Annotated in this window: 13 protein-coding genes; 9 read left to right on the forward strand and 4 right to left on the reverse strand. The window is 73.7% G+C overall.

What is annotated here, in order from left to right:
* Nucleotides 1-189: 189 nt before the first annotated feature.
* The 4 genes from ACZ6EJ_RS22230 to ACZ6EJ_RS22245 form a co-directional block, all read right to left on the reverse strand.
* Nucleotides 190-609: a hypothetical protein gene (locus ACZ6EJ_RS22230; RefSeq protein ID WP_469269422.1), complete on the reverse strand. Its 420-nt coding sequence runs from the start codon at nt 607-609 to the stop codon at nt 190-192.
* A 1,508-nt stretch (nt 610-2,117) separates the two neighbouring features.
* Nucleotides 2,118-2,924 carry a nucleotidyltransferase domain-containing protein gene (locus ACZ6EJ_RS22235; protein WP_469269454.1) on the reverse strand — a complete coding sequence of 269 codons (807 nt, stop codon included), beginning with the start codon at nt 2,922-2,924 and terminating at the stop codon, nt 2,118-2,120.
* A gap of 106 nt (nt 2,925-3,030) precedes the next feature.
* Nucleotides 3,031-4,104: a class I mannose-6-phosphate isomerase gene (locus ACZ6EJ_RS22240; protein WP_469269424.1), complete on the reverse strand. Its 1,074-nt coding sequence runs from the start codon at nt 4,102-4,104 to the stop codon at nt 3,031-3,033.
* Complete coding sequence (locus ACZ6EJ_RS22245; RefSeq protein WP_469269425.1) at nt 4,101-4,940, reverse strand: SDR family oxidoreductase; 840 nt, start codon at nt 4,938-4,940, stop codon at nt 4,101-4,103. The genes ACZ6EJ_RS22240 and ACZ6EJ_RS22245 overlap by 4 nt, the downstream gene beginning before the upstream one ends.
* A gap of 606 nt (nt 4,941-5,546) precedes the next feature.
* Between ACZ6EJ_RS22245 and ACZ6EJ_RS22250 the strand changes: the two genes are divergently transcribed.
* From ACZ6EJ_RS22250 to ACZ6EJ_RS22290, 9 genes are all read left to right on the forward strand, one after another.
* Nucleotides 5,547-5,984: an effector-associated constant component EACC1 gene (locus tag ACZ6EJ_RS22250; protein ID WP_469269426.1), complete on the forward strand. Its 438-nt coding sequence runs from the start codon at nt 5,547-5,549 to the stop codon at nt 5,982-5,984.
* Nucleotides 5,981-10,657: a caspase, EACC1-associated type gene (locus ACZ6EJ_RS22255; RefSeq protein ID WP_469269428.1), complete on the forward strand. Its 4,677-nt coding sequence runs from the start codon at nt 5,981-5,983 to the stop codon at nt 10,655-10,657. The genes ACZ6EJ_RS22250 and ACZ6EJ_RS22255 overlap by 4 nt, the downstream gene beginning before the upstream one ends.
* An 883-nt stretch (nt 10,658-11,540) precedes the next feature.
* A complete protein-coding gene (locus tag ACZ6EJ_RS22260) occupies nt 11,541-12,725 on the forward strand; it encodes a 3-deoxy-7-phosphoheptulonate synthase (protein ID WP_469269430.1) in 1,185 nt (394 codons plus the stop codon).
* 3 nt (nt 12,726-12,728) lie between these two features.
* A complete protein-coding gene (locus ACZ6EJ_RS22265; RefSeq protein ID WP_469269431.1) occupies nt 12,729-14,270 on the forward strand; it encodes an MFS transporter in 1,542 nt (513 codons plus the stop codon).
* A 159-nt stretch (nt 14,271-14,429) separates the two neighbouring features.
* Nucleotides 14,430-14,840, forward strand: a complete 411-nt coding sequence (locus tag ACZ6EJ_RS22270) for a chorismate mutase (protein ID WP_469269433.1) — start codon at nt 14,430-14,432, stop codon at nt 14,838-14,840.
* Nucleotides 14,818-16,899 (forward strand): aminodeoxychorismate synthase component I, encoded by a 2,082-nt coding sequence (gene pabB / locus ACZ6EJ_RS22275; protein ID WP_469269435.1) that lies wholly within the window; start codon nt 14,818-14,820, stop codon nt 16,897-16,899. The genes ACZ6EJ_RS22270 and pabB overlap by 23 nt, the downstream gene beginning before the upstream one ends.
* Complete coding sequence (locus ACZ6EJ_RS22280) at nt 16,896-17,789, forward strand: prephenate dehydrogenase/arogenate dehydrogenase family protein (RefSeq protein WP_469269437.1); 894 nt, start codon at nt 16,896-16,898, stop codon at nt 17,787-17,789. Before pabB ends, ACZ6EJ_RS22280 begins: the two co-directional genes overlap by 4 nt.
* A complete protein-coding gene (locus ACZ6EJ_RS22285; protein WP_469269439.1) occupies nt 17,786-19,045 on the forward strand; it encodes an aminotransferase class I/II-fold pyridoxal phosphate-dependent enzyme in 1,260 nt (419 codons plus the stop codon). The genes ACZ6EJ_RS22280 and ACZ6EJ_RS22285 overlap by 4 nt, the downstream gene beginning before the upstream one ends.
* A 159-nt stretch (nt 19,046-19,204) precedes the next feature.
* The gene (locus tag ACZ6EJ_RS22290) at nt 19,205-21,547 is read left to right on the forward strand and encodes a HemK family protein methyltransferase (protein ID WP_469269441.1); all 2,343 of its coding nucleotides are present in this window, start codon (nt 19,205-19,207) and stop codon (nt 21,545-21,547) included.
* Nucleotides 21,548-21,572: the final 25 nt, after the last annotated feature.

Below are 21,572 nucleotides of genomic sequence, written 5' to 3' on the forward strand. Positions count from 1 at the left end.
GGGGGGGGGGGGGGGGGGGGGGGGGGGGGGGGGGGGGGGGGGGGGGGGGGGGGGAAGGGGGGGGGGGGGGGGGGAGGGTGGGGGGTCTTCCCCCCCCCCCCCCCCCCCCCCCGACCACCTTGTCCCGGCCTCCGGCAGAGGTCCGACGACATCGCTCTGCCGGCAAGACCGCGGATCACCTGCTGAGCATCACTTCCACCGAATGGAGCGAATCGAGACCGCTCCGTCGTCCCCGACACGGATGACCGTGTCCAGGATGGTGCCGTGCAGTTCGCTGAACTTCGGCGATTGGCTTTCCAGCACCGCGTACCCGCGCCAGATGAGCTCGTCCGCACCCGCCACCCGGCGGGTGGCGCCTTCGGCGTGCCAGAGGACCACGTCGCCTCCCTCCTGAGCAGTCAGGATGCCGTACGCCTCTCCGGTGAAGGAATCCTGACTGACCGAGGTCGACGTGTAGGTGATGATCGCCTTGACGCTGTGGCCGGCCAGCGTACCGGTCCCCTCCTGCGAGCTTTCGAACCGTCGGCGCGTTCCCTCCGGGGGCAGTACGCGCGTTGTCGTCACGCGGCCCTTCTGCTTGAAGATCACGTCCGTATGGGTGTCGCTCACTTAAGCACCTCCTGTATTGATCCTGCTGGCCAGGATGCTGGGAAAAGGGTGACGTGTTGAGTCCTTTTAAGGCCAAACCGTCGGGAATGGCGAACGAGCATATGCCGATTTCGTCCGAGGCGGGCTTGATCCGCTGTGACGGGTATTCCTGATCACGGATTCTGTCCCCAGGAAGACGTGCGTCAATGGAGAACAGGGGAGGAAATGCCCCGCCGCCTCCGCCGTTCGTTCGCGCCCGAATTCAGGCCAAGATCTCGCACTCGCTCATCGGTGCAGGCCAGCGGCGCTGTCGGGCCGATCGAGCCGGCGAACGGTCGGCTGAGGCCGCATCCCGGACTTGCCGACCTGAGCGCCGCCACGGCGGGGAAACGAGTGCGGATCCCCATTCATCACTCGGCGGGACAGCTTCGTGGTTCACCAGATCGTTCGCGCCATGGGGTCGTCGCCCAGGGCTGCGGCCGCGCCAGAGCGGTCCCCGGCGACCGCACCCCTGTGTGCTCCGTTTCCGGTGCGGGCTGGGGAAGGGGAGCGGGACGAGGAAGTCGGGTCCGCGATTCGGGGTGATGCGACGGAGCGGCTCACCCCTATGGGCGCTGTACGCAAGGGGACCCTGCCTTGCGTGGGAATGGGGCGGCCGGAAGATCGCCACGGAATCAGTCGAACGCCGACGACTTCGGCAGTGCCGGATGGCGGAGAAATCAACCAAGGCCATGCGTGCGCCGCTTGTGGTCGATCGCTTGCTGCATTCGTTGGAGGTCGGCGGGGCCGGGCGCGGACATCGGATGAGGGGATGCCGTGTGCGGAAGGCGATCCTGGGCGCATCCCATGGCGAGAGGGTGATGGCGGATGACCGGCGAGGGTGTACAGGAGGCGGAGTGCGTCCGGAAGAAGGCGGTCATTCCCACACTCGGGTAGGTGCAGCAGGCGCCGGAATCCGCAGGAGATGAGCTCACGCACGCTCCCTGCGTTCAGCCGCCGAGGTCGCTCCGCCCTCGCCCCTTTCCCGGTGGAGGCGATGCGGACGGATGCGGGAGAAGTCATTCGTTTCCCCGCGTCCTGCTGCCGATGAACGCATCGCCGCCGAAATCCTTCTATGGCTCCGGAGGACAGGAGAGACACAGCTGCAACGTGCGGAGTTCTCGCCGAACCCGGCATACCCATACGTCCGGCCGTCCAGGCAAATTCTCCGCGTCGTACAGGTGCCACGACGCGACTGCCCACCAGTCGTCAGGGAGCAGCGGCACCAGGTCCGACAACCGCCCGGCCGACGTGACGTCGTGGACCACGAGCAGTACCGTCCGCTCGACGGTACTGCTCGCCCACCGGTGGGAACCCAACCCGACCGGCACGCGTAGCAGCGAGGGTTCGGCCGACCCCCACTCGTGGCCTCCTGAGCGGGTGCCGTGTCGTCCCGGAACCACCTAGGCGGTGGGTCCGGGACGCCGGGCTCGTCGTGCCCGGCCGACGCGGCCGGGAGGGGAGGGGAGGGAGCCCGTGTGCCGCCGCCCTCAGGACGCGAGCCGCCCGCAGACCTCGGCCGTCAGCCGGTCGGCGTCGTCCAGGGCGCTGGACAGGGCTTGCGGGGTCGTGCCCGGTACGGCGAACAACGCGTGAGCCCGCGCGGAGAAGCCCGCGGGCGCGGCCGGCAGCGATCCCGCGGCCCGCACGGCCCCCTTCTCGTTCACCACCCAGCACCGCGCGTGGGCGTGCACCGCGTGCACGAGGAGCCCGACCGCGCGGAAGAGGCACCCGGCGACGTAGAACGCGTCGCCGCGGGCCGCCCCCTTGCGGGCTGCCGCGAGGATGAACGGGGCCTCCCACCGCGCGTTGGCCAGCAACGCCTCACGCAAGGGTTCCGGGTAGCGGCGCACCTCCTGCTGCACGGCGCGCAGTTCACCACCGGGGTCGGCGAGGACACGTCCGAGCGCCACCTCGCCGGCGTACGCGGGGGAGTAGACCCCCAGGGGGTGGCCGGCCTGGACGCCCACCTCGAAGCGCCCTGCCCGGCACTCCTCCCAGATCCGGTGCACGCGGTCCAGGTCGCGGTAGATCCAGTCGACACGGCAGCCGTCGACGGTCAGCCACGCCCCGCCGTCGACCCACGGCCCCCAGTCGCCCGGTTCCGTCACGTCGACCGGCTCGCCCGTCAGCTCGAACGCCAGGGCGCGCAGGGCGGCGGTGTCCAACGGGGGCCGGTAGTACAGGCCGAGATCGACGTCGGAGTCCGGACTGTGCGTGCCTCGCGCCCGGCTGCCGCCCAAGCACACGCCGACCACTCCGTCGATGCCGGTGAGACGATCCGCGATGTCCCTCATACGTTCCACACCCGGAGTCTGCGCGACCACGTCGTTCCACGCGACTGCTTTCCCGGCGCACCCGCCGCACGGGCCCCGCGAGGGGCCGGTGCTCCTCCGCCGGGGCTCAGCCCGCCCCGAGCGCGTCGATGAGCCGCGGCGCGTACCCGGCTGCGAGCAGGGGGGTGCGGACGTCGCGGTCGAGGTCGGGCAGGTAACCGAACAGGACGTCGGCCGGCCCGGTGATCTCGACCTCTTCGCAGACCGCGGGCAGCAGAAGCGTCTCGGCGCGGCCCAGTTCATCGGTCCAGGCGCCCGAACGCACCCGTACCGGGGCGCCGGCGTTGGACAGCACCTGCGCGGTGGCGAAGGAGTGGCGCAGCGGCTCGGCCGTCCCCGCCCGCCAGCGTTCCAGGGCGAAGTAGGGGCCGGCGCACAGGAAGACGCGCTCGACCCCGTCGCCGACGGCGATCCGCAGTCCGGGGGTGAAGTCCGGCCGTGTCTCCAGGTCCGCTTCCCGCATCAGCATGTCGAGGTTGGCGTCGAACTCCGCGTCGCCCACGGGGGAGCCGTCCTCCATGTTCCAGCGCATGGCGTGCTGTTGGATGTCCGACGTCTGCTCGATCTCGTAGACCAGCGTGTCCGGGCCGAAACTGTGCAGGGCGCCGCCGGGGACGTAGAGGGTCTCCCCGGCCCGTACCGGCAGGCGGCGGAGGACGGCGTCGAAGTCCTGCGCCTCCAGCGCGGCGCGCAGTCGCTCCGGCGTGACCCCCTCCTTGACGCCGCAGAGGGCGGACGCTCCGGGTGCGGCGTCGAGGATGTGCCACGCCTCGGTCTTGCCGTTGGGCCGGCCCTCCAACCGCCGGGCGGCCTCGTCGTCGGCGTGCAGGTGCACCGGCAGGGAGCCGGCGGCGTCGATGAACTTGGTCAGGACGGGGAAGTACTCGCCCGACCACCCCGCGCCCATCAGTTCCTCCCCGTACTCCGTGGTGACCTGGCGCAGAGTCCGTCCGGCCAGCGGTCCCGCGACCACGACCCCGATGGCCCCCGTCACGTCGCTGCACTCCCACGTCTCCGCGATGCTCCAGTCCGGGAGGCCCCGCTTGCCCAGGCGGCGGGCGATGGCGTGGCCGCCGAAGACCAGCGGCTTGGCCGTGACGGACAGCCGCAGCGGGTGGGGGAGGGGAGCGCGGTCGCTCACAGGATCGGCTGCCCGCCGGTGACGGCGATGCGGGCCCCGGAGACGTAACCGGCCTCGTCCGAGGCGAGCATCACGTAGACCGTCGCCAGTTCGGCCGGCTGGCCCGGCCGCCCGAGCGGGACCTGGGACCCGAAGCTCTCCACCTGGTCCGGCGGCATGGTCGCCGGAATGAGCGGCGTCCAGATGGGGCCCGGAGCAACGCTGTTGACGCGGATGCCCCGGGGGCCGAGCAGTTGCGACAGGGACCCGGCCATGTTGGCGATGCCCGCCTTGGTGACGTTGTACGGGAGCAGTCGGGGCGGCGGGGCGTCGGAGTTCACCGAGGTGGTGCCGATGATCGACGAGCCCGGCCGCATGTGGGGGAGGGCGGCCTTGGTCAGGTGGAAGAAGGCGCTGAGGTTGATCGCGAGCGTCCGGTCCCACTCCTCGTCGGGGATGTCCTCCACCGAATCCCGCGTCATCTGGAACGCGGCGTTGCTGACCAGGACGTCCACCCGGCCGAACTCCTCCACCGCCGTCGCGATGATCGAGCGGCAGTGGGCCGGGTCCGCCACGTCGCCGGGGACCAGCACGCACGTGCGGCCCGCGTCCTCGACCCAGCGCTTGGTCTCCTCCGCGTCTTCGTGCTCGTCGAGGTAGGAGATCAGCACGTCCGCGCCCTCGCGGGCGTAGGCGATCGCGACGGCGCGACCGATGCCGCTGTCCCCACCCGTGATCACCGCCGCCTTGTCGGTCAACCGGCCCGATCCCCGGTAGCTCCGCTCCCCGTGGTCGGGTCGCGGGGTCATCGCGGAGGTGGTGCCGGGCGGCGACTGCTGCTGGCGGGGCTGGGACATACTGCCTCCCGAGATCTCGTCGGACCGGGTGCGGCGGTGCGTGGCCGTCCGGAGGCCGCGCCCGGACGGCCGGACTCCCGATCGGGCCTTACGCCGGACCGGAGCGCGTGCACCCTCCATGCTCGCCCACCGGCCGACGGCCCGCCACGCGAGCGCCCGCGCGAGGGCGCAGGGGGACGCTCACGGGCTCGGCCGGCGCCGTACGGTACGCCCCCGCGACTCCCCGCGAGCCCTGGGTCCGCCGACCGTGCGCCCCGGTCGGCGCGCCGCCGTCGGAGTGGACCTCGGCCACTCCCTTGCGCAGGCCGCCTCGCAGCGGACCTCGGGACGAGCGCCTGGGTGAACAAGGGCGTTACCGGTACGGCCGGTTGGTCGGCCGCCGGCCCCATCGCCTCGGATGCGGGAGCGCCCGGCAGCCAGGTGCGCAGCACCTGGAAGCCGGGTCCAGGGGTCCGGGCCGCCCCGTGGGCCCGGCGGAAGTGCGCGCCACCGGGCCCGTCCCGCCACGACAGCACGGACGGGACCTTCAGCCGGGCCCGCCGGGCGTCGTAAAGTGGCGCGGGTCGACGGCGAACGGCCGCCCGAGGGGGACCTGTTGGAGGACGCGTGCGCATAGCCATCACGGCCGAGGGCGGCGACGGGGGAGCCCTGCGCGAGCTTCGCCGCTGGCTGTCGGAGGAGCCCGAACTGCGCGGCCGCGTCCAAGTCCACGCGCCGGAGCCGCCACCGCCCGGCGCCATGGGGCTGGAAGCCGACGCGCTGCTCGCGCTGCTGGCCCCCGGCGGCGTGGCGGCGGTCTTCGCCGGAGCGCTCGTCGCCTGGGTGCAGACCCGCCGCGGTGACCAGACCATCACCATCACCCGGCCCGACGGAACCACGGTCACCGTCTCCACCACCCGCCTCAAAGGACTCGACGCCGAACAGAACGCCCGGCTCGTGCGTGAACTGGCCGCCTCCCTGGACGCGGCCACGGGCTCCTCGCCGGCCTCCGTCCCGCCCCCGGCAGTCGGCGCCGAACGGGCCGAACCGCCCGGCTCGTCGTGACCCCGGACGCCACGGGGGCCGCCGGGACCACCGGGCTCGCCGCCTCCGGCGCGTACGCGATCCTCATCGGCGCCGCCAGCCATGTGACCGGCTCGGAGCTGCCCGATCTGCCCGCGGTCGCCACCACGCTCGACGACCTGGAGGCGGCCCTGCGGGACGTCTGCGGACTCGACCCCGAGCGCGTCGTCCGCGTCCCCGCCGACGCCGACGCCGCGCAGGTGGTCGGCACGGTCGAGCGGGTGGCGCGCCGGGCGACCGGCCCCGTGCTCCTCTACTACGTCGGACACGGACTGCTCGGCCCCGGCGACGAGTTGTACCTCGCCACACGGGCCGCCCGCTCCCCGGACCAGATCTCCGGCGCCGTGCCCTACCACACGCTGCGGGGCCTGCTGGGCGACTGCGCGGGCGGCGGCATCGTCGTCCTGGACTGCTGCTACTCCGGGAGGGCGGGCATCCCCGGCGGCAACGGCGCCCCCGCCCACGAGCCCTTCGTCTCCGCCAGGCCCGACGGCAGCCTGCTGCTCAGCGCCACCTCCCGCTACGACCTGTCGTTCGCCCCCGCGGGCCGCCGCCACACCCTGTTCAGCGGACACGTGCTGCGGCTGCTGACCGAGGGCGACCCCGCCGGGCCGCTCCGGCTGACGATGGACAGCCTCTACGCGGCCCTCGACCACGCGTTCGCGGACGGGCCGATCCGGCCGCGCCGGCAGAGCGAGGGTTCGCTGGGCACGATGGTCATCGCCCAGAACCGGGCCTACCGGGACGCCGGTGCGACGGACGGCGGCGCGGGAGTGCGACGGGACGAACCGCCCGCCGACATCCCGTGCCCCTACCCCGGAACGGAGTCCTTCCGCGCCACCGACAGCCGCCACTACTTCGGGCGGGACGCCCTCGCCCGGCGGCTGCTCGACGCCGTCCGCGCCACCGGCCCGGACCCCGCCTCCTCCGTGACCGTGCTCATCGGGGCCTCCGGCGTCGGCAAGTCGTCCCTCTTACGGGCCGGACTGCTCGCCGGGCTGGAACGACGCCACCTGTCCGCGCCCGACCCGCGCGGCCTGCCCTGGCCGGCGCTCCTGCTGCCGGCGCCCGGAGCCGAACCCCTGCGGGCCCTGGCGGAGTTGTGGGCGCGGGCGACCGGGAGGGCGGCGGCGGACGTGCACCGGCGGCTCGTCCGGGGCGGCCGGTTGCCCAAGCCCCTGCCGGGACGCCCGCCCTGCGGGCTGCTCGTGGTCGACCAGTTCGAGGAGGTCTTCACCCGCTGTTCGGACCCCGCCGAGCGCGCCCGGTTCATCGACGCGCTGCTCCCGGCCGCCGAGGGCGCGGGCGGCGGGCCGGGAGACCCGGCGGCAGCGGGCGACGAGGCGGAACCGCCGGACGCACCGGGCCCGCGCGTCGTCCTGGGGCTGCGCGCCGACCACTACGGCAGTTGTCTCGCCCATCCATCGCTCGTCCCCGTGCTGGAGCGGCGGCAGTTGATGGTCCCGCCCATGAGCGACGAGGAACTGAGGGCCGCGATCGAGGGGCCCGCCAGCGTGGTGGGCCTCGGCCTGGAACAGGGCCTGACCGAACGGCTGCTCCAGGACCTGCGGTGGGGCCACGTACGGGCCGAGGGCGCCACGCCCCCGCCGGACGCCACCGACGCCACGCCCCCGTCCGACACCGCGGACCACCCCGCCCCACCCGCCGTGCGCCCGCCCGACGCGTCCGGGCCCGACCTCGACATCGCCCTGCCCTTCCTCGCGCACGCGCTGCGCGAGACCTGGCGCAGGCGCAGCGGAACGACCCTGACCCTGGCCGGCTACCAGGCCACCGGCGGCATCTGGCACTCCATCAGCACGACGACCGAGCGCCTCTACCAGGACCTCGACACGGCGGGGCGGGACGCCCTGCGCGAACTGCTGCTGCGCATGGTCCACGTCACCGCGGACGGCGGCGACACCCTCGTACGCCGGAAGGTCGCTGCCGACGCCCTGCTGGACGGCTTCCCGCCGCCTCGGCGGCACGTCGTCGCCACCCTCCGGGACCGGCTCGCCGAGGCCCGGCTGATCACCGTCGACCAGGACGGCGCGCAACTCTCCCACGAATCGCTGCTGCGCTCCTGGCCCCGGCTGCGGCGCTGGATCGACGAGGACCGGGGCGGCCTGGTGGAGCGCCAGCGGCTCTCCGAGGCCGCGCGCGCCTGGCACGCCGCCGACCGCGACCCCGGTTTCCTCTACCGGGGCAGCCGTCTGGAGACCGCCCGCCGCCTGATGCCCGAGGAACGGCTGCGGCACCGCCGACTGCCCCGCCTCGACGAGGAGTTCCTGACCGCCGGCATCGAGGCGGACCGCGCCGAACGGGCCCGCGAGGCGCGCCGCACGCTGCGTCTGAAGCAGGCGCTCGGCGCGGTCGCGGTCGCCCTGGTGATGGCCCTCGCGGGCGGCGCGCTGGCCTTCCAGCAGCAGGGGGTGGCGGAGGCGGAGCGCAAGACCGCCACCCACCGGGCCCTGGTCGCCGAGGCTGCCGCCCGGCGCGCCGCCCAACCCCGGCTCGCCCTGCAACTCGCCATGGCCGCCCACGCGTTGAACCCCACCGCCGAGACGCGGGCGGCGGTCTCGGACACCCTGGTCCAGAGCCGCCTGGTCGGCAGCTCCGCCCACGACGAACGCGAGCCGCTGCTGAGCCCGGACGGCCGGTTGCAGGCGGGCGAGGCGGACGGCGACCGGCTGGTGCTGCGCCGCACCGAGGGGCGGTCCGCGCACGCCCCGGCGGCCTTCGCTCCCTGCACCGGGGGTCTGCACCGGTACGCCTTCGACCGTGCGGGCCGCACGCTCGCGGTGACGTGCGACGACGGCGCGGTGACCCTGTGGGACGTCACCGCTCCCGCGCGGCCGCGCCGTACGGGCTCGCTGACGTCGCCGAAGGTGCGGGGGAGACCCGCGGGGGTCGGCTTCCGCTCCGACGGCGCGATGCTGGCCGTCGGCTGGAGCGCGCCGCAAGGCGTGCCGGCGACCCGCGGCGCCCTCGTCCTGTGGGACGTCCGCGACCACGCGCGTCCCGTCCAACGCGCGGTGCACGAGAACGTCTACGACAACAGCGCGATGCTCTTCGGCCCGGACGGCAGGACGCTCGTCACCTCCACCGGCCTGGTCACCGCGCGCGACGAGGCCGTCGACAGCGACTCGATCACCCACACGTCGGGCGCGACCCTCTGGGACGTCTCCCGCCCCGAGGCCCCGCGCCCCCTGGCCCGGATACCCCGCGTCGACGAGCTGACGGCCCTCGGCGGGAACGGCCGGTCCCTCATCACCACGGACGGCGCGACGGTGCAGGTCTGGGACATCAGCGCTCCCGAAAGCCCCCGCAAGACCGCGAGTTGGACTGCCCACCGGGACCAGGTGACGGCGGTCGCGATCAGCCCCGACGGCCGCACCCTGGCCACGGGCGGGCTGGACGACACCATCGCCCTCTGGGACATGACCGACCCCGCGCACCCCGTCGAGTCCGCCCGGCTGAACGGCCACGCCGCCACCATCACGTCCCTCGTCTTCTCCGCGGACGGGCGCCGGATGGTCTCCGCGGACTTCGAGGAGATCATCCACTGGGACCCCGGCGGCGGCGCGCAGCCCCGCCCCGCCGCCGTGCTCGGCGCCCGCGCCGCCCTCACCTCGGTGGCCTTCACCCCGGACGGGCGCACCCTCGCCACCGCGGGCTACGACCAGAGAGTCACCCTCTACGACGTGCGGTCCCCCGCCCGGCCCCGGCGCACCGCCGAGGCGTCCACGCCCGCGTTCGTCACCGACATCGCGATCAGCCGGGACGGGCGGCTGCTCGCGGCGGGCGACCGGCTGGGCAACGTACTCGTCTGGGAGATCCTCGACCGCACCCGCCTGCGGAAGGTCTCCCGCTTCTCGCACGACACCGACCCCGTCACCTCCGTGGACTTCGCCCCGCACGGCCGGGACGTGGTCGTCAGCGGGGCGGAGACCTTCTTCTCGCCCGGCCGGGCGACGGTATGGGACATCAGCGACCCGGCCCGGCCCCGCGAACGCGGCACGCTCGCCGAGAACCTCTCCGCCCTGGAGGGGGTGCGGTACAGCCCCGACGGAAAGCTGCTGACCCTGCCGGCACTGCGTACGCACCTGCTGCGGGCCGACGGCTCCTCCCGGCCGGTCGAGCTGACGGAGAGCAACGCGTCCTCCGCCTTCTCCCCCGACAGCGAAGCCCTGGCGACGGGCGGCGCGGGCCGCGAGCTCGCCCTGTGGGACGTCACGGACCCCCGCCGCCCCCGGAAGACGGCGGAGGTCGCCGAGGACCGGGGCGGCGCCGGCCAGTACACGTACGCCTACCACCCCGCCGGCGACCTGGTGGCAGGCGTCACCCAGGACGACGGCAGCGTCGTCCTGTGGAGCGTGGCCGACCGGAGCCGCGTCCACCGGGCCGCGACGCTGAACCGCCACGGCAGCCCGGTCGACGAACTCGCGTTCCGCCCGGACGGCAGGTACGCCGCCACGGTGAGCGGCGGCGGAGACTCCCTGGTCATCTGGGACCTCTACCGCCTCCCCGGCGTCAGCGCCGACCTCTTCGGCACGGCCTGCGCCATGGCCGAGGGCGGGTTCACGGAGGCGGAGTGGAGGATTCACGTTCCGGGGCAGCCCTACCAGGACACCTGCGACGGCCGGCTGGACGACTGAGGGCGTCCCCGCCCTGTACGGCGGGTGCGCGCACCCCGCCGCCCGCGCGCACCCGCCGTGGACGCGCGGCGCTCCGCAGCGGCGCGGGCGGCCCCCGCGCCGCTGAGCCGCCGTCCGATCGCCCGTACCCCCGACCGGTTCCGCGCCGGCCCGCCGGACGGGAGCGGGCCCCTCGACGTGCCGAGCCGCCGCTCCGGGACTCGCGATCGACGCCCGCGAGAAAACAGACCCTGCGGTTCGGTATTCGGGGCCATCATCGGGCCGACACGCCCCGTACGGCTCGTATTCACCCGCCGGGGCCCGACTTCGCGGTCGGCCGTCCCCGGCCGGGGTGCCGGGCTCCGTACGGCGCTTCCCTCTGGTCAGGGCCCCGCCCGCTCATTTCCGGCCGACTGGCGGCGGCCGTCGCGCCCCGGAGGCGACCGCGCTCCTGCGGCGTCGGGAAACCAACCGCGAGGGATGGTTTTTCGGCCCGTCGCCGAAGGGGCGGAGGCGGGCGCGCAGGCGGTCCGACGGTGTGCCGCCAGGCTGTCCGCCACGTTCCCGCCGGCTCCGCCTCCCTTGTCCGCGCTGGTAAAGGTCGCCTATGGCCCAGGCAAAGGAACGACCAAGACCGCTTCGCCCGCCTGGATTCGGTTGACCGGTGAGAGGTCGGGGTGGCGGACCCGGTGGCTGATTGCCGATGCCTGGCGCCGTAGCGCGATGGACTGTCCCGACTATGCCTGTGTAACTTGTGCATCGCTTGGTCGGAACGCCTTCGGCCTCGGCCCCGGCAATGGAATCGCACTCCCGATGTGAGGCACGACCGAACATCACCGCACACGCCACCTTTCACCTGTGCGGTGTGCCCTGCTGTGACCGGACACTTGGAGCGACCTCCCCCATGAGCAGCCTGCCCCATTCCACGGCCCTGCCCGCTTCGCAGCAACCGCCCTGGGTCGACGAAAAAGCCGTACGCGAAGTCGAGCGGCGCCTTGCGGAATTACCCCCGCTCACGGACCCCGACGAAACCGCGATGCTGAGGACCCGTCTCGCCGCCGTCGCGCGCGGTGCCGCCCTCCTCCTCCAGGGCGGCGACTGCGTGGAGCGCTTCGAGGACAGCGGCTCCACCACCGTCCGCCGCAAGGTCGCGCAGTTGCATGATCTGTCCGGCCTGATGAGCGGACGGACCGGGCTGCCGGTCGTGGCCGTCGGCCGGATGGCCGGGCAGTACGCCAAACCCCGGACGGCCCCCATGGAGCGGGCGCCCCACGGCGAGCTGGTGCAGAGCTTCCGGGGGGACGCGGTGAACAGCTCCGTGGCCGACCTGCGCCTGCGCGAGCCCGACCCCTGGCGCATGGTCACGGCGTACAACTGCGCGCGGCTCGTGCTCGACACGCTGCGGGAGACCTGGCGGGAACGGTCGGACGCGCCGGCCGTGTTCGCCTCGCACGAGCTGCTGCTGCTCCCCTACGAACGGGCGCTGCGCCGCGGTACGGCGTCGGCGGCCCATCTGGCGTCGACCCACTTCGGGTGGATCGGCGAGCGGACCAGGGACCCGAACGGCGCCCACGTCGAGCTGGCGCGGTCCGTCGAGAACCCGATCGGCGTGAAGCTCGGACCGGAGGCGACGCCCTGGGACGTCCTGGACCTGCTGACGATCCTCAATCCGGACGGCATTCCCGGCCGGCTCACGTTCATCGTCCGCATGGGGGCCGACCGCATAGCCGAGGCGCTGCCCCCGATCGTCCGCACGGTGAGGGCCACGAACGCGCCCGTGGTGTGGCTGTGCGACCCGATGCACGGGAACACCTACACCACCCCCGAAGGAATCAAGACCAGATCGCTCCCGGTCGTCCTCCGAGAGATCGAGCAATTCGTCGACGCGGTCTCGGGGAACGGCGGATGGCCGGGCGGGCTGCACCTGGAAATGACACCGGAAACGGTCACCGAATGCACACCCCTCCTCCCCGGACAGGACGCACCAGAATTCCCCGACTACCGATCCGCCTGCGATCCCCGCCTGAATGCCGAACAAGCCCGCACGGCCGTAGAGATGTTCCTTTCCGCACGCGACAACCAGAAATGAATGATGGGCACTCACTACCACACCGAAGCCCCGCAGACCCCAGCCGTCCCTGACCGGGCCGGAGCCAAGCAGTGGGCGGGGCTCGCTGTCCTCATCCTCCCCGTCCTGCTGATTTCCGTGGACATGACGGTCCTCAGCTTCGCCGTGCCCCACCTGGGGGAGGATCTGAAGCCCACCTCGGTCCAGTTGCTGTGGATCGTGGACGTCTACTCGTTCGTGCTGGCCGCGCTGCTGGTCACGATGGGCTCGCTGGGCGACCGGATCGGACGCCGCAAGCTGCTGGTCCTCGGGGCGGCGGGCTTCGGACTCGCCTCCCTCGCCGCCGCGATGGCGCCCACCGCCGTGGCGATGATCGCCGCCCGAGCGCTTCTGGGGCTGGCCGGCGCGACGCTGATGCCGTCCACCCTCTCGCTCATCCGCAACATGTTCCGCGACGAGAACCAGCGCAAGATCGCCATCGCGATCTGGGCCGCCGCGCTCTCCGCGGGGTCGGCGCTGGGACCGGTGCTCGGCGGCGCGCTGCTGGAGTTCTTCTGGTGGGGGTCGCTCTTCCTCATCAACGTGCCGGTGACCCTCCTCATCGTCATCATGGCGCCGGTGCTGATCCGGGAGTCCCGCGCGGAGGAGCCGAGCCGGCTGGACCTGCTCAGCGTCCTGCTGCTGGCCGCCGCCATGTTCCCCCTGGTGTACGGGATCAAGAAGGTGGCGGTGGACGGGCTCGCCCCGGTCCCGCTGCTCTGCATGGCCGTCGGCCTGGCGCTGGGGGTGGCGTTCGCCCGCAGGCAGCTCGTGCGCACCGACCCGATGCTGGACGTCCGGCTGTTCGGCATCCCCCAGTTCACCGTCGGGGTCCTGCTCAACCTGATCACGCTCTTCGCGATGATCGCCGCCCTGTTCTTCCTCACCCAGTACCTCCAGATCGTCCGCGGCATCTCGCCCCTGGAGGCCGGACTCGTGCTGCTGCCCGGCATGGCGTGCGCGATCGCCGCGGGCTTCATCGCCGTGGCGTTCGCCCGGTGGTGGGGCGTCACCGCGGTCCTGGTGGTCGGCCTGGTGCTGATGGCCCTCGGGTTCGGGCTGTTCACCCAGCTCGCCGCCGGACCCCGGATCCCGTACGTCATCGTCGCGTTCGCCCTCGTCTGCCTCGGGATGGGGCTCACCCAGAGCCTCACCAACGACGCCGTGCTGACCGCCGCGCCGGAGGACCGGGCGGGTGCGGCCTCCGCCGTCTCCGAGACCGGATACGAGCTCGGGGCCGCCCTCGGGATCGCGGTCCTCGGCAGCATCCTCCTGTCGTCCTACCGCTCGGCCCTGGGCGACCCGGCGGGCGTCCCCGCGCAAGCGCTGGCCGACGCGGGCGAGGGAGTGGCCGGCGCCGCCGGCGCGGCCGCCGAACTCGGGGCAGCGCAGAGCGAGTCACTGCTCTCGGCCGCCCACTCCGCCTTCCTGACCGGTATCCACACCACCAGCGCCGTCGCCGCGGTGATCCTGGTGGCCGCCGCCGCCCTGACGGCCTGGGCGCTGCGGACCCGCGAGCCCGCCTGACCGATCCACCGGGCACGGACCGGCCGGTTCGGCCGGCCGGTCCACCCGGCCCCTGCCGCCCGCCCCGCTCCCGGCCCCTCCGGTCCGCGCGGGCGCCCCGTCCTGCCCTCTCACCCGTGTCCCACCCCTGTCACGCGCTTTCCAGACGAAAGGAGATCCGTGGACACCCCGCCCGACACCACCGCTCCATCCTCCGCGGAGACCGCGCCCGACCCCCTGGGAGAACTCCGCCGGGAGCTGGACGCCATCGACACGATCCTGCTCGACGCCCTGCTGCTGCGCTTCCGCTGCGTCCACCGCATCGGGTCGGCCAAGGAGTCCCACAGCATCCCGGTCATGCAGCCGCAACGGGTGCGGACCGTGCTGCGGCGGGCCACCGAGTTCGCCGAGGAGCACCGGTTGAACCCCGAGGCGCTGCAGGACGTCTTCGCCGTACTGATCTCCGAGGCGTGCCGGCAGGAGGAGCGCGCCGGGTCGCCGGAGCCGGTCCGCGCGGAGGCGTCGTCCCAGGACCGGGTGGAAGAGATCGTGAGGGAGATAACCGACCATGCGCACTCTGCTCATCGATAACCACGACTCGTTCACCTACAACCTCTACGACCTGCTGCACCGGGTGAACGGCCGCGCGCCCGACGTCGTCACCAACGACACCCCGTGGACCGAGACGTCCTTCGGGGCGTTCGACAGCATCGTCGTGTCGCCCGGCCCCGGACGACCGCAGCACACCGGGGACCTGGGCCTCTCCCTGGCGGCCCTGCGCCAGACCGAGACGCCCACCCTCGGCATCTGCCTGGGCCACCAAGGGCTCTCGCACGTCAACGGCGGTCGGGTGGTGCACGCGCCGGAGCCCATGCACGGGCGCGTGTCCGACATCCACCACAGCGGGGCGGAGCTCTTCGCCGGGCTGCCCACCCCCTTCACCGCCGTGCGCTACCACTCCCTCGCCGTCACCGACCTGCCGGCCGACCTGGAGGCGATCGCCTGGACGGCCGACGGGGTGATGATGGGGGTGCGGCACCGCGCGGCGCCGCAGTGGGGCGTGCAGTTCCACCCGGAGTCGATCCTCACGCAGTACGGCGTCGAGCTGCTGGACAACTTCCGCACGCTTGCGGGCGAGTGGCACAAGGAGCGCCGCCCGGCCCGCCCGGCGGCGCCCGAACGCGGCCGCTACCACGTGGAGCACCGGCGGATCGACCTCGCGCCCGACGCCGAAGCGCTCTTCACCGAGCTGTACGGCACCTCCCCGGCGGCGTTCTGGCTCGACAGCGCCGGCGGCGGCGAACACGCCCGCTTCACCATGATGGGCGACGACTCCGGACCGCTGGCCGAGCACCTGGCGTACGCCGTCTCCGACCGCACCTGGACCGTCACCGCGAACGGGAGGACCACCACCGTCCAGCGGGGCTGGTTCGACTACCTCGACGAGCAGCTCACCGCGCGCCGCACCCCCCACCCGCCCCACCTGCCCACCGACTTCAACCTCGGGTACGTGGGCGTGCTCGGGTACGAGTTGAAGGCCGAGACGCACGGCCGGGCCCACCACCGCTCGGCGCTGCCCGACGGCCAACTGGTCTTCGCCGACCGCGCGGTGGTCATCGACCACCAGGAGGGCGCCGCCCATCTGCTGGCCCTCACCGACCCCTCCGCCCCCGGGACCGTGCCCGCGGCGGCCGACTGGCTGGCGCGGACCGCCGAGGCGGTGGAGCGGCACGCCGCCCCCGCGCCGGCCGCCTCCCCGCTCCGGCCCGAGGCGCCGGCCGAGGAGGAACGCGTCTTCACGCTGGACCAGCCCCGCGACGCGTACCTCGACAGCATCGGCTCCTGCCTGGAGGCGATCACCGACGGCGAGTCGTACGAGATCTGCCTGACCAACACGGCCGAGAGCACGGCGCTGAAGAATCCTTTGGGCACGTACACCGCGCTGCGGGCCCTCAGCCCGGTGCCCTTCGGGGCGTACCTGCGCATGGGCGAGGTCTCGGTGCTCAGCGCCTCCCCCGAACGGTTCCTCTCCGTCAGCCGCGACGGCCGGGTCCAGGCCAAGCCCATCAAGGGCACCCGCCCGCGGGGCGCGACGGAGAGCGCCGACCGGGCGATCCGGCTCGAACTGGCCGAGAACCCCAAGGACCGGGCCGAGAACCTGATGATCGTGGACCTGCTCCGCAACGACCTCAACCGGGTCTGCATGGTAGGCAGCGTCCACGTGCCGAAGATGTTCGACGTCGAGACCTACTCCCACGTGCACCAGCTCGTCAGCACGGTCCAGGGCCGGCTGCGGCCCGACCGCACCGCCACGGACTGCGTCAGGGCCACCTTCCCCGGCGGGTCCATGACCGGCGCGCCGAAGGTCCGCACCATGGAGATCATCGACCGGCTGGAGCGCCGGGCCCGCGGCTACTACTCCGGGGCGATCGGCTGGTTCTCCCTCTCCGGCGCCGCCGACCTGAGCATCGTCATCCGCACCCTCGTCAACAGCCCGCAAGCGTGCACCTTCGGCGTCGGGGGAGCGGTCATCGCCCTCTCCGACCCGGAGGCCGAGTACGAGGAGATCCTCGTCAAATCCCGTGCCGTGCTCGCCGCCACCCGAGGCGTCCTGGCCCCGGCGGCCCCCGGCGAGGAGGCGCGCCGGTGAGCCCCGGCACGGGGGCGTCCCGCCTCGTCGTGGGGGTCGGACCGGTCGGGCGGATGTTCGCCCCGCTGCTGCGCGAGGGCGGCGGCCGGGTCCGCACCGCCGCCGCCGAACCGGAGTCCGGCGCCGATCTCACCGGCGACATCGGCGACCCGACGGACGCACTGCGGCAGGCGCTCGGCGAGGCGGAGCTCGTCCTCCTCGCCGTCCCCGAACAGGCCGCCCTCGCCGCCGTCCCCGTCCTCGCCCGGTGGACCGCGCCCACGACCACCGTCGTCGACACGCTCTCCGGCAAACGGCGCTACCTCGCCGCGGCGACGGCGCTGGCCCCCCGGCCGACCCTGAGCCTGAACCCGCTCTTCCACCCCTCCCTGGGGTGGCGGGGCAACGCCGTGGCCGCCTGCACGGTGCGCGGGGGCGGACTCGGACCCGTACTGCTCGACCGCATCGCGGCGACGGGAGCACGGGTGCGCGCGCTGGAGCCCGAAGAGCACGACCCCTACCTCAACACCGTGCAGACGGCGACCCACTCCGCGCTCCTCGCGTTCGCCCGGACGCTGGCGGGAGCCGGGCTGCCGCCGGACGCCCTCACCTGCGTCCCGCCCCCGACCCGGCTGCTGCTGGCCCTGACCGCGCGGATGCTGACCGCCTCGCCCGACACCTACTGGGACATCCAGCGCTCCGGCCCGACGAGCACCGCGGCCAGGGCCGGGCTCGCCCGCGGCCTGGCCGACCTGGACGCCTGGACGGCCCGGCAGGACGAGGCCGCCTTCCGGCGCTCCCTCGCCGAGCTGACCGCATGGTTCGGCCCCGAGCTGCCGGCCCTCGCGGCCGACGCCGCTCGCGCCCTGTCCACCCCAGCCACACCGACCACCCCCCAGGAGTCCGTGTGAACACGCCCACCGTCCCCAGCCCCCGGACCGGCGCCGACCCGGCCGCCAACTGGGTCGCCCGCCGGTCCGCGGCGACCACCGCCATGTACGACCGCGCGGTCCGAGCCGGCCTCACCGGCCACACCGTCTCCGCCCGCGACGGCAAGACGCTCACCCTCGACGACGGCTCCCGCTGCGTGGAGTTCGTCTCGTGCTCCTACCTCGGCCTGGAGAACCACCCCCGGATGGTCCACGCGGTACGCGCCGCCGTCGACGCCTACGGGATACACCTGTCCTCCTCCCGCAACTCGATGGAGCCCGCCGAGGCACGGGAGTTGGAGGAGATGCTCGGGCAGATCTACCCCGGCCTCCACGCCCTGGTCTTCAACTCGGTGAGCAGCGTGCACCTGGGCCTGCTGCCACTGCTCGGCGCGAACGTGCTGCCCGGCTACCCGGTCTCCGCCGCGGGCCCGCTCTACGTGGTCGAGCGCACCGCGCACGCCTCCATGCAGGTCCTGCGGGGGGTCCTCGAACAGCTCGGACCGGTCACCCGGTTCACCATGGAGGACCCGGAGAGCCTGGCCGAGGCGATGGGGACCGCGCGCGCCACCGGGCGCACCCCGGTGATCCTGGTCGACGGCATCGGCTCCATGGGCGGTCTGATCGACGTGGCCCGCCTCCAGGAGACGGCCGAGCGCCACGGCGGGTACGTCTACATCGACGACGCCCACGGCACGTCCATCGACGGCCCGCACGGCGCCGGCTACGCCCACGTGGCGCTGGGCGGCCGGGTGCCCGCCAACACCCTGCTGGTCGGCTCGCTGTCCAAGGCCTTCGGCGGGTCGGGGGGCTTCGTCCTCACCCACGCCGAACGCGACCTGCACGTGCTGCGCCGCGAGGGCAACACGATGGTCTTCGGGCACTCGAACATGGTCACGCACATGGCGGCCAACGCCGAGTCCGCCCGGATGCACCTGGACGGGACGGTCGCCGCCCTCCAGGCGGACCTGTGGGCGAACACCGCCCTCTTCGACGAACTGCTCGCCGGCGCCGACATCGTCAACTCCGGTACGCGCTCGCCCATCCGGGGGCTGGCGCTGGAGAGCGAGGAGGCCGCGTTCGCCACCGCGGTGCGGCTGCGGGAGGCCGGTGTGCTCTGCTTCCCCGTCTTCTACCCCGTCGTGGCGCGGGGCACCGGGCTGCTGCGGTTCGCCCTGTCCAGTACGCACACCGCCGCCCAGATCAAAGAGCTCGCCGCCCTCCTGGGCGCCGTCTGAACCACCGGGCCCCGACGGCGGGCCGGCGACCCCCGCCCGCCCCGGCGCTCCTCCTTCCCGCGTCCTCACGCTTCACCTTCCGCCTCCGACGGCACGGCCGGCCCCCGCCGGCCGGCTCCTCCCTGCCCGTTTCCGTACGCCTTCCGCTAGGAGACCCGCATGTCCTTGCCCGACGCGCACACCGGTCACGACGTCGTCGTGGTCGGCAACGGCTCCCTCGGCTCCTCCCTCGCCGTCGAACTGGCCCAGCGCGGCGCATCGGTGGCGCTCGTCGGACCGGCCCAGCGCCCCTACGCGGCCTCCACCGCCGCCGGGGCCATGCTCGGCTGCTTCGGCGAGGTGACCACCTCGCTGCTCGCCCACCCCTACGGGGAGGCGAAGTTCGCACTCGACCTCAAGGCCAAGGACGTGTGGCCCGGCTGGTTGGAGACGCTGGCCGACGGCGCCGGCGACGGCGCCGACCTGATCACCGCCAAGGGCACCACCGTGCTCCTGAACACCGTCGGCACCGGCCCCATCGACACGGACAACTACGCCGCCATCCAGCAGGCCCTCGACAAGCACGGCGAGGCCTACGAGTCCGTGGACCCGGCGGACGTCGACTGGCTCGACCCCGACCCGAACTCCCGCCCCCTGAAGGCGATGCACATACCCGGTGAGCACGCCGTGGACTCCGGGCGGCTGCTGCGCCGGCTGGACGCCGCGGCCCGCCGGCTCGGCGTGGTGTTCCACGACCACCGGGCGGTGTCCGTGGTCCGCGACGGCGACCGGGCGCGCGGGGTCGTCCTCGACGACGGGACCGTCGTCGAGGGCTCCTCGGTGGTCCTCGCCGGCGGCGTCGGCTCCCAGGACCTGGTCGACTCGGTGGCCGGGCTGGGCGACTGCATCCCGCGGCTGGTCGCCGGGTACGGCGTCTCCGCCGTGGTGACCACCCAGGACGGCACCCAGCCCGACGCGGTCATCCGCACGCCCAACAGGGCGTTCGCCTGCGGGCTGCACGTCGTGCCGCGGGGCACGGCACGCGTGTACATCGGCGCGACCAACATCATCAACCCGCGTCCGCTGGCGGACCCGGTCATGCGCGACCTGCTCTTCCTGCTGGAGTGCTCGCACCGGCAGATCCGGCGCGACCTGTGGTCCAGCAGCGTCGTCGGCGTGCAGGTCGGCAACCGGCCCGTCTCCCTGGACGGCTTCCCGCTCCTGGGCGAGACGCCGCTTCCCGGACTGTGGATGATGACCGGCACCTACCGCGACGGGCTCTTCCTCTCGCCGCTGCTGGCCAAGGAGTTCGCCGCCCGGCTGCACGGGGAGGCCGGGGAGCTGGACCTGGACCTGTTCGTCCCCGAGCGGCGACCGCTGGAGGGCGCCTCCCGCGAGGAGACGGTGCGCACCACCGTGGAGCACATGCTGGCCACCGGGTACGAGCACCACTGGAACGTGCCGACGGACTGGCAGGAGATGCTCGGCCCGGACATGGAGGCCACCTACCGCGACTGGGCCGAGCGCATCGACCCCGACTTCACCCCGCCGCCGGAGCTGCTCGCCTCCTCCCGGCTGCACCCCCGGATGACGGAGTGGATCCGCTCCTACTACGACAACTGCCGCGAGAGGTTCGGGGCGCCGACGCCGCCCGCCGTCCGGGTCGGCGACGAGGTCCGGCGGGCCGCGGAGCGCCTGACCCAGGCCCGCGTCTGGACCCCCCGGCCCGACGCCCTCGCCCTCGCCGCGCACGCGCTGGGCCACGACCCCGACTCCCCCCGGACGCTTGACCTGGACGCGGAGATCGCCCCGGACGCGGTGGAGCGGCTGCGGGCCCTGGTCGACCGGCGGGTGGAGCGGGTGCCGCTGGAGTACCTGACCGGGCGCGCCACCCTCTTCGGCCTCCCCCTGGAGGTGGGCGAGGGCGTGTTCGTGCCGCGCGTGCACTCGGAGGCGATGGTCGCCGACGCCCTCGCCCGGACGGCGGAGGGCCCGCTGCGCGCGGTGGACCTCTGCACCGGGTCCGGCGCCATCGCGCTGGCGGTGGGCGCGCGGCGGCCGGGCTCCACCGTCACCGGCGTGGACCTCTCCGAGACCGCTCTGGAGTACGCCGTCCGCAACGGGGCGAACCTCGCCGACCGCGTGGAGTCCCGCGTGGACTTCCTCGCCGGCGACGTCACGGCCCCGGACCTCCTGTCCGACCGGGACGGCGGCGTCGACCTGGTCACCGCCAACCCTCCGTACGTCCCGCACAGCCTGCGGATCCCGCCGGAGTGGGGCGTGCACCAGCCCGCCGAGGCCGTCTACTCGGGCTGGGACGGGCTCGACCTGATCCGCTCGGTGGCGCAGGCCGCCGCCCGGCTCCTGAGGGACGGCGGGGTGCTCGCCGTCGAGCACTACGACGCCGTCACCGACCAGGTGGTCGCCATCCTGTCGGCCGCCGGGTTCGTAGAGATCACCAGCCACCGCGACCACGACGGGTTCCAGCGGTACGTCACCGCGCTGCGCGGCGCGCGCGGCTGAGCCCACGACCACGGGAGGAGACCGC

The sequence above is a fragment of the Streptomyces sp. NPDC041970 genome (assembly GCF_055588985.1).

Bases quoted from the DNA above. Each gene is read 5' to 3' on its own strand.
- ACZ6EJ_RS22235 (WP_469269454.1), bottom strand. From the start codon at position 2,924: ATGAGGGACATCGCGGATCGTCTCACCGGCATCGACGGAGTGGTCGGC.
- ACZ6EJ_RS22245 (WP_469269425.1), bottom strand. From the start codon at position 4,940: ATGTCCCAGCCCCGCCAGCAGCAGTCGCCGCCCGGCACCACCTCCGCG.
- ACZ6EJ_RS22260 (WP_469269430.1), top strand. From the start codon at position 11,541: ATGAGCAGCCTGCCCCATTCCACGGCCCTGCCCGCTTCGCAGCAACCG.
- ACZ6EJ_RS22265 (WP_469269431.1), top strand. From the start codon at position 12,729: ATGGGCACTCACTACCACACCGAAGCCCCGCAGACCCCAGCCGTCCCT.
- pabB (WP_469269435.1), top strand. From the start codon at position 14,818: ATGCGCACTCTGCTCATCGATAACCACGACTCGTTCACCTACAACCTC.
- ACZ6EJ_RS22290 (WP_469269441.1), top strand. From the start codon at position 19,205: ATGTCCTTGCCCGACGCGCACACCGGTCACGACGTCGTCGTGGTCGGC.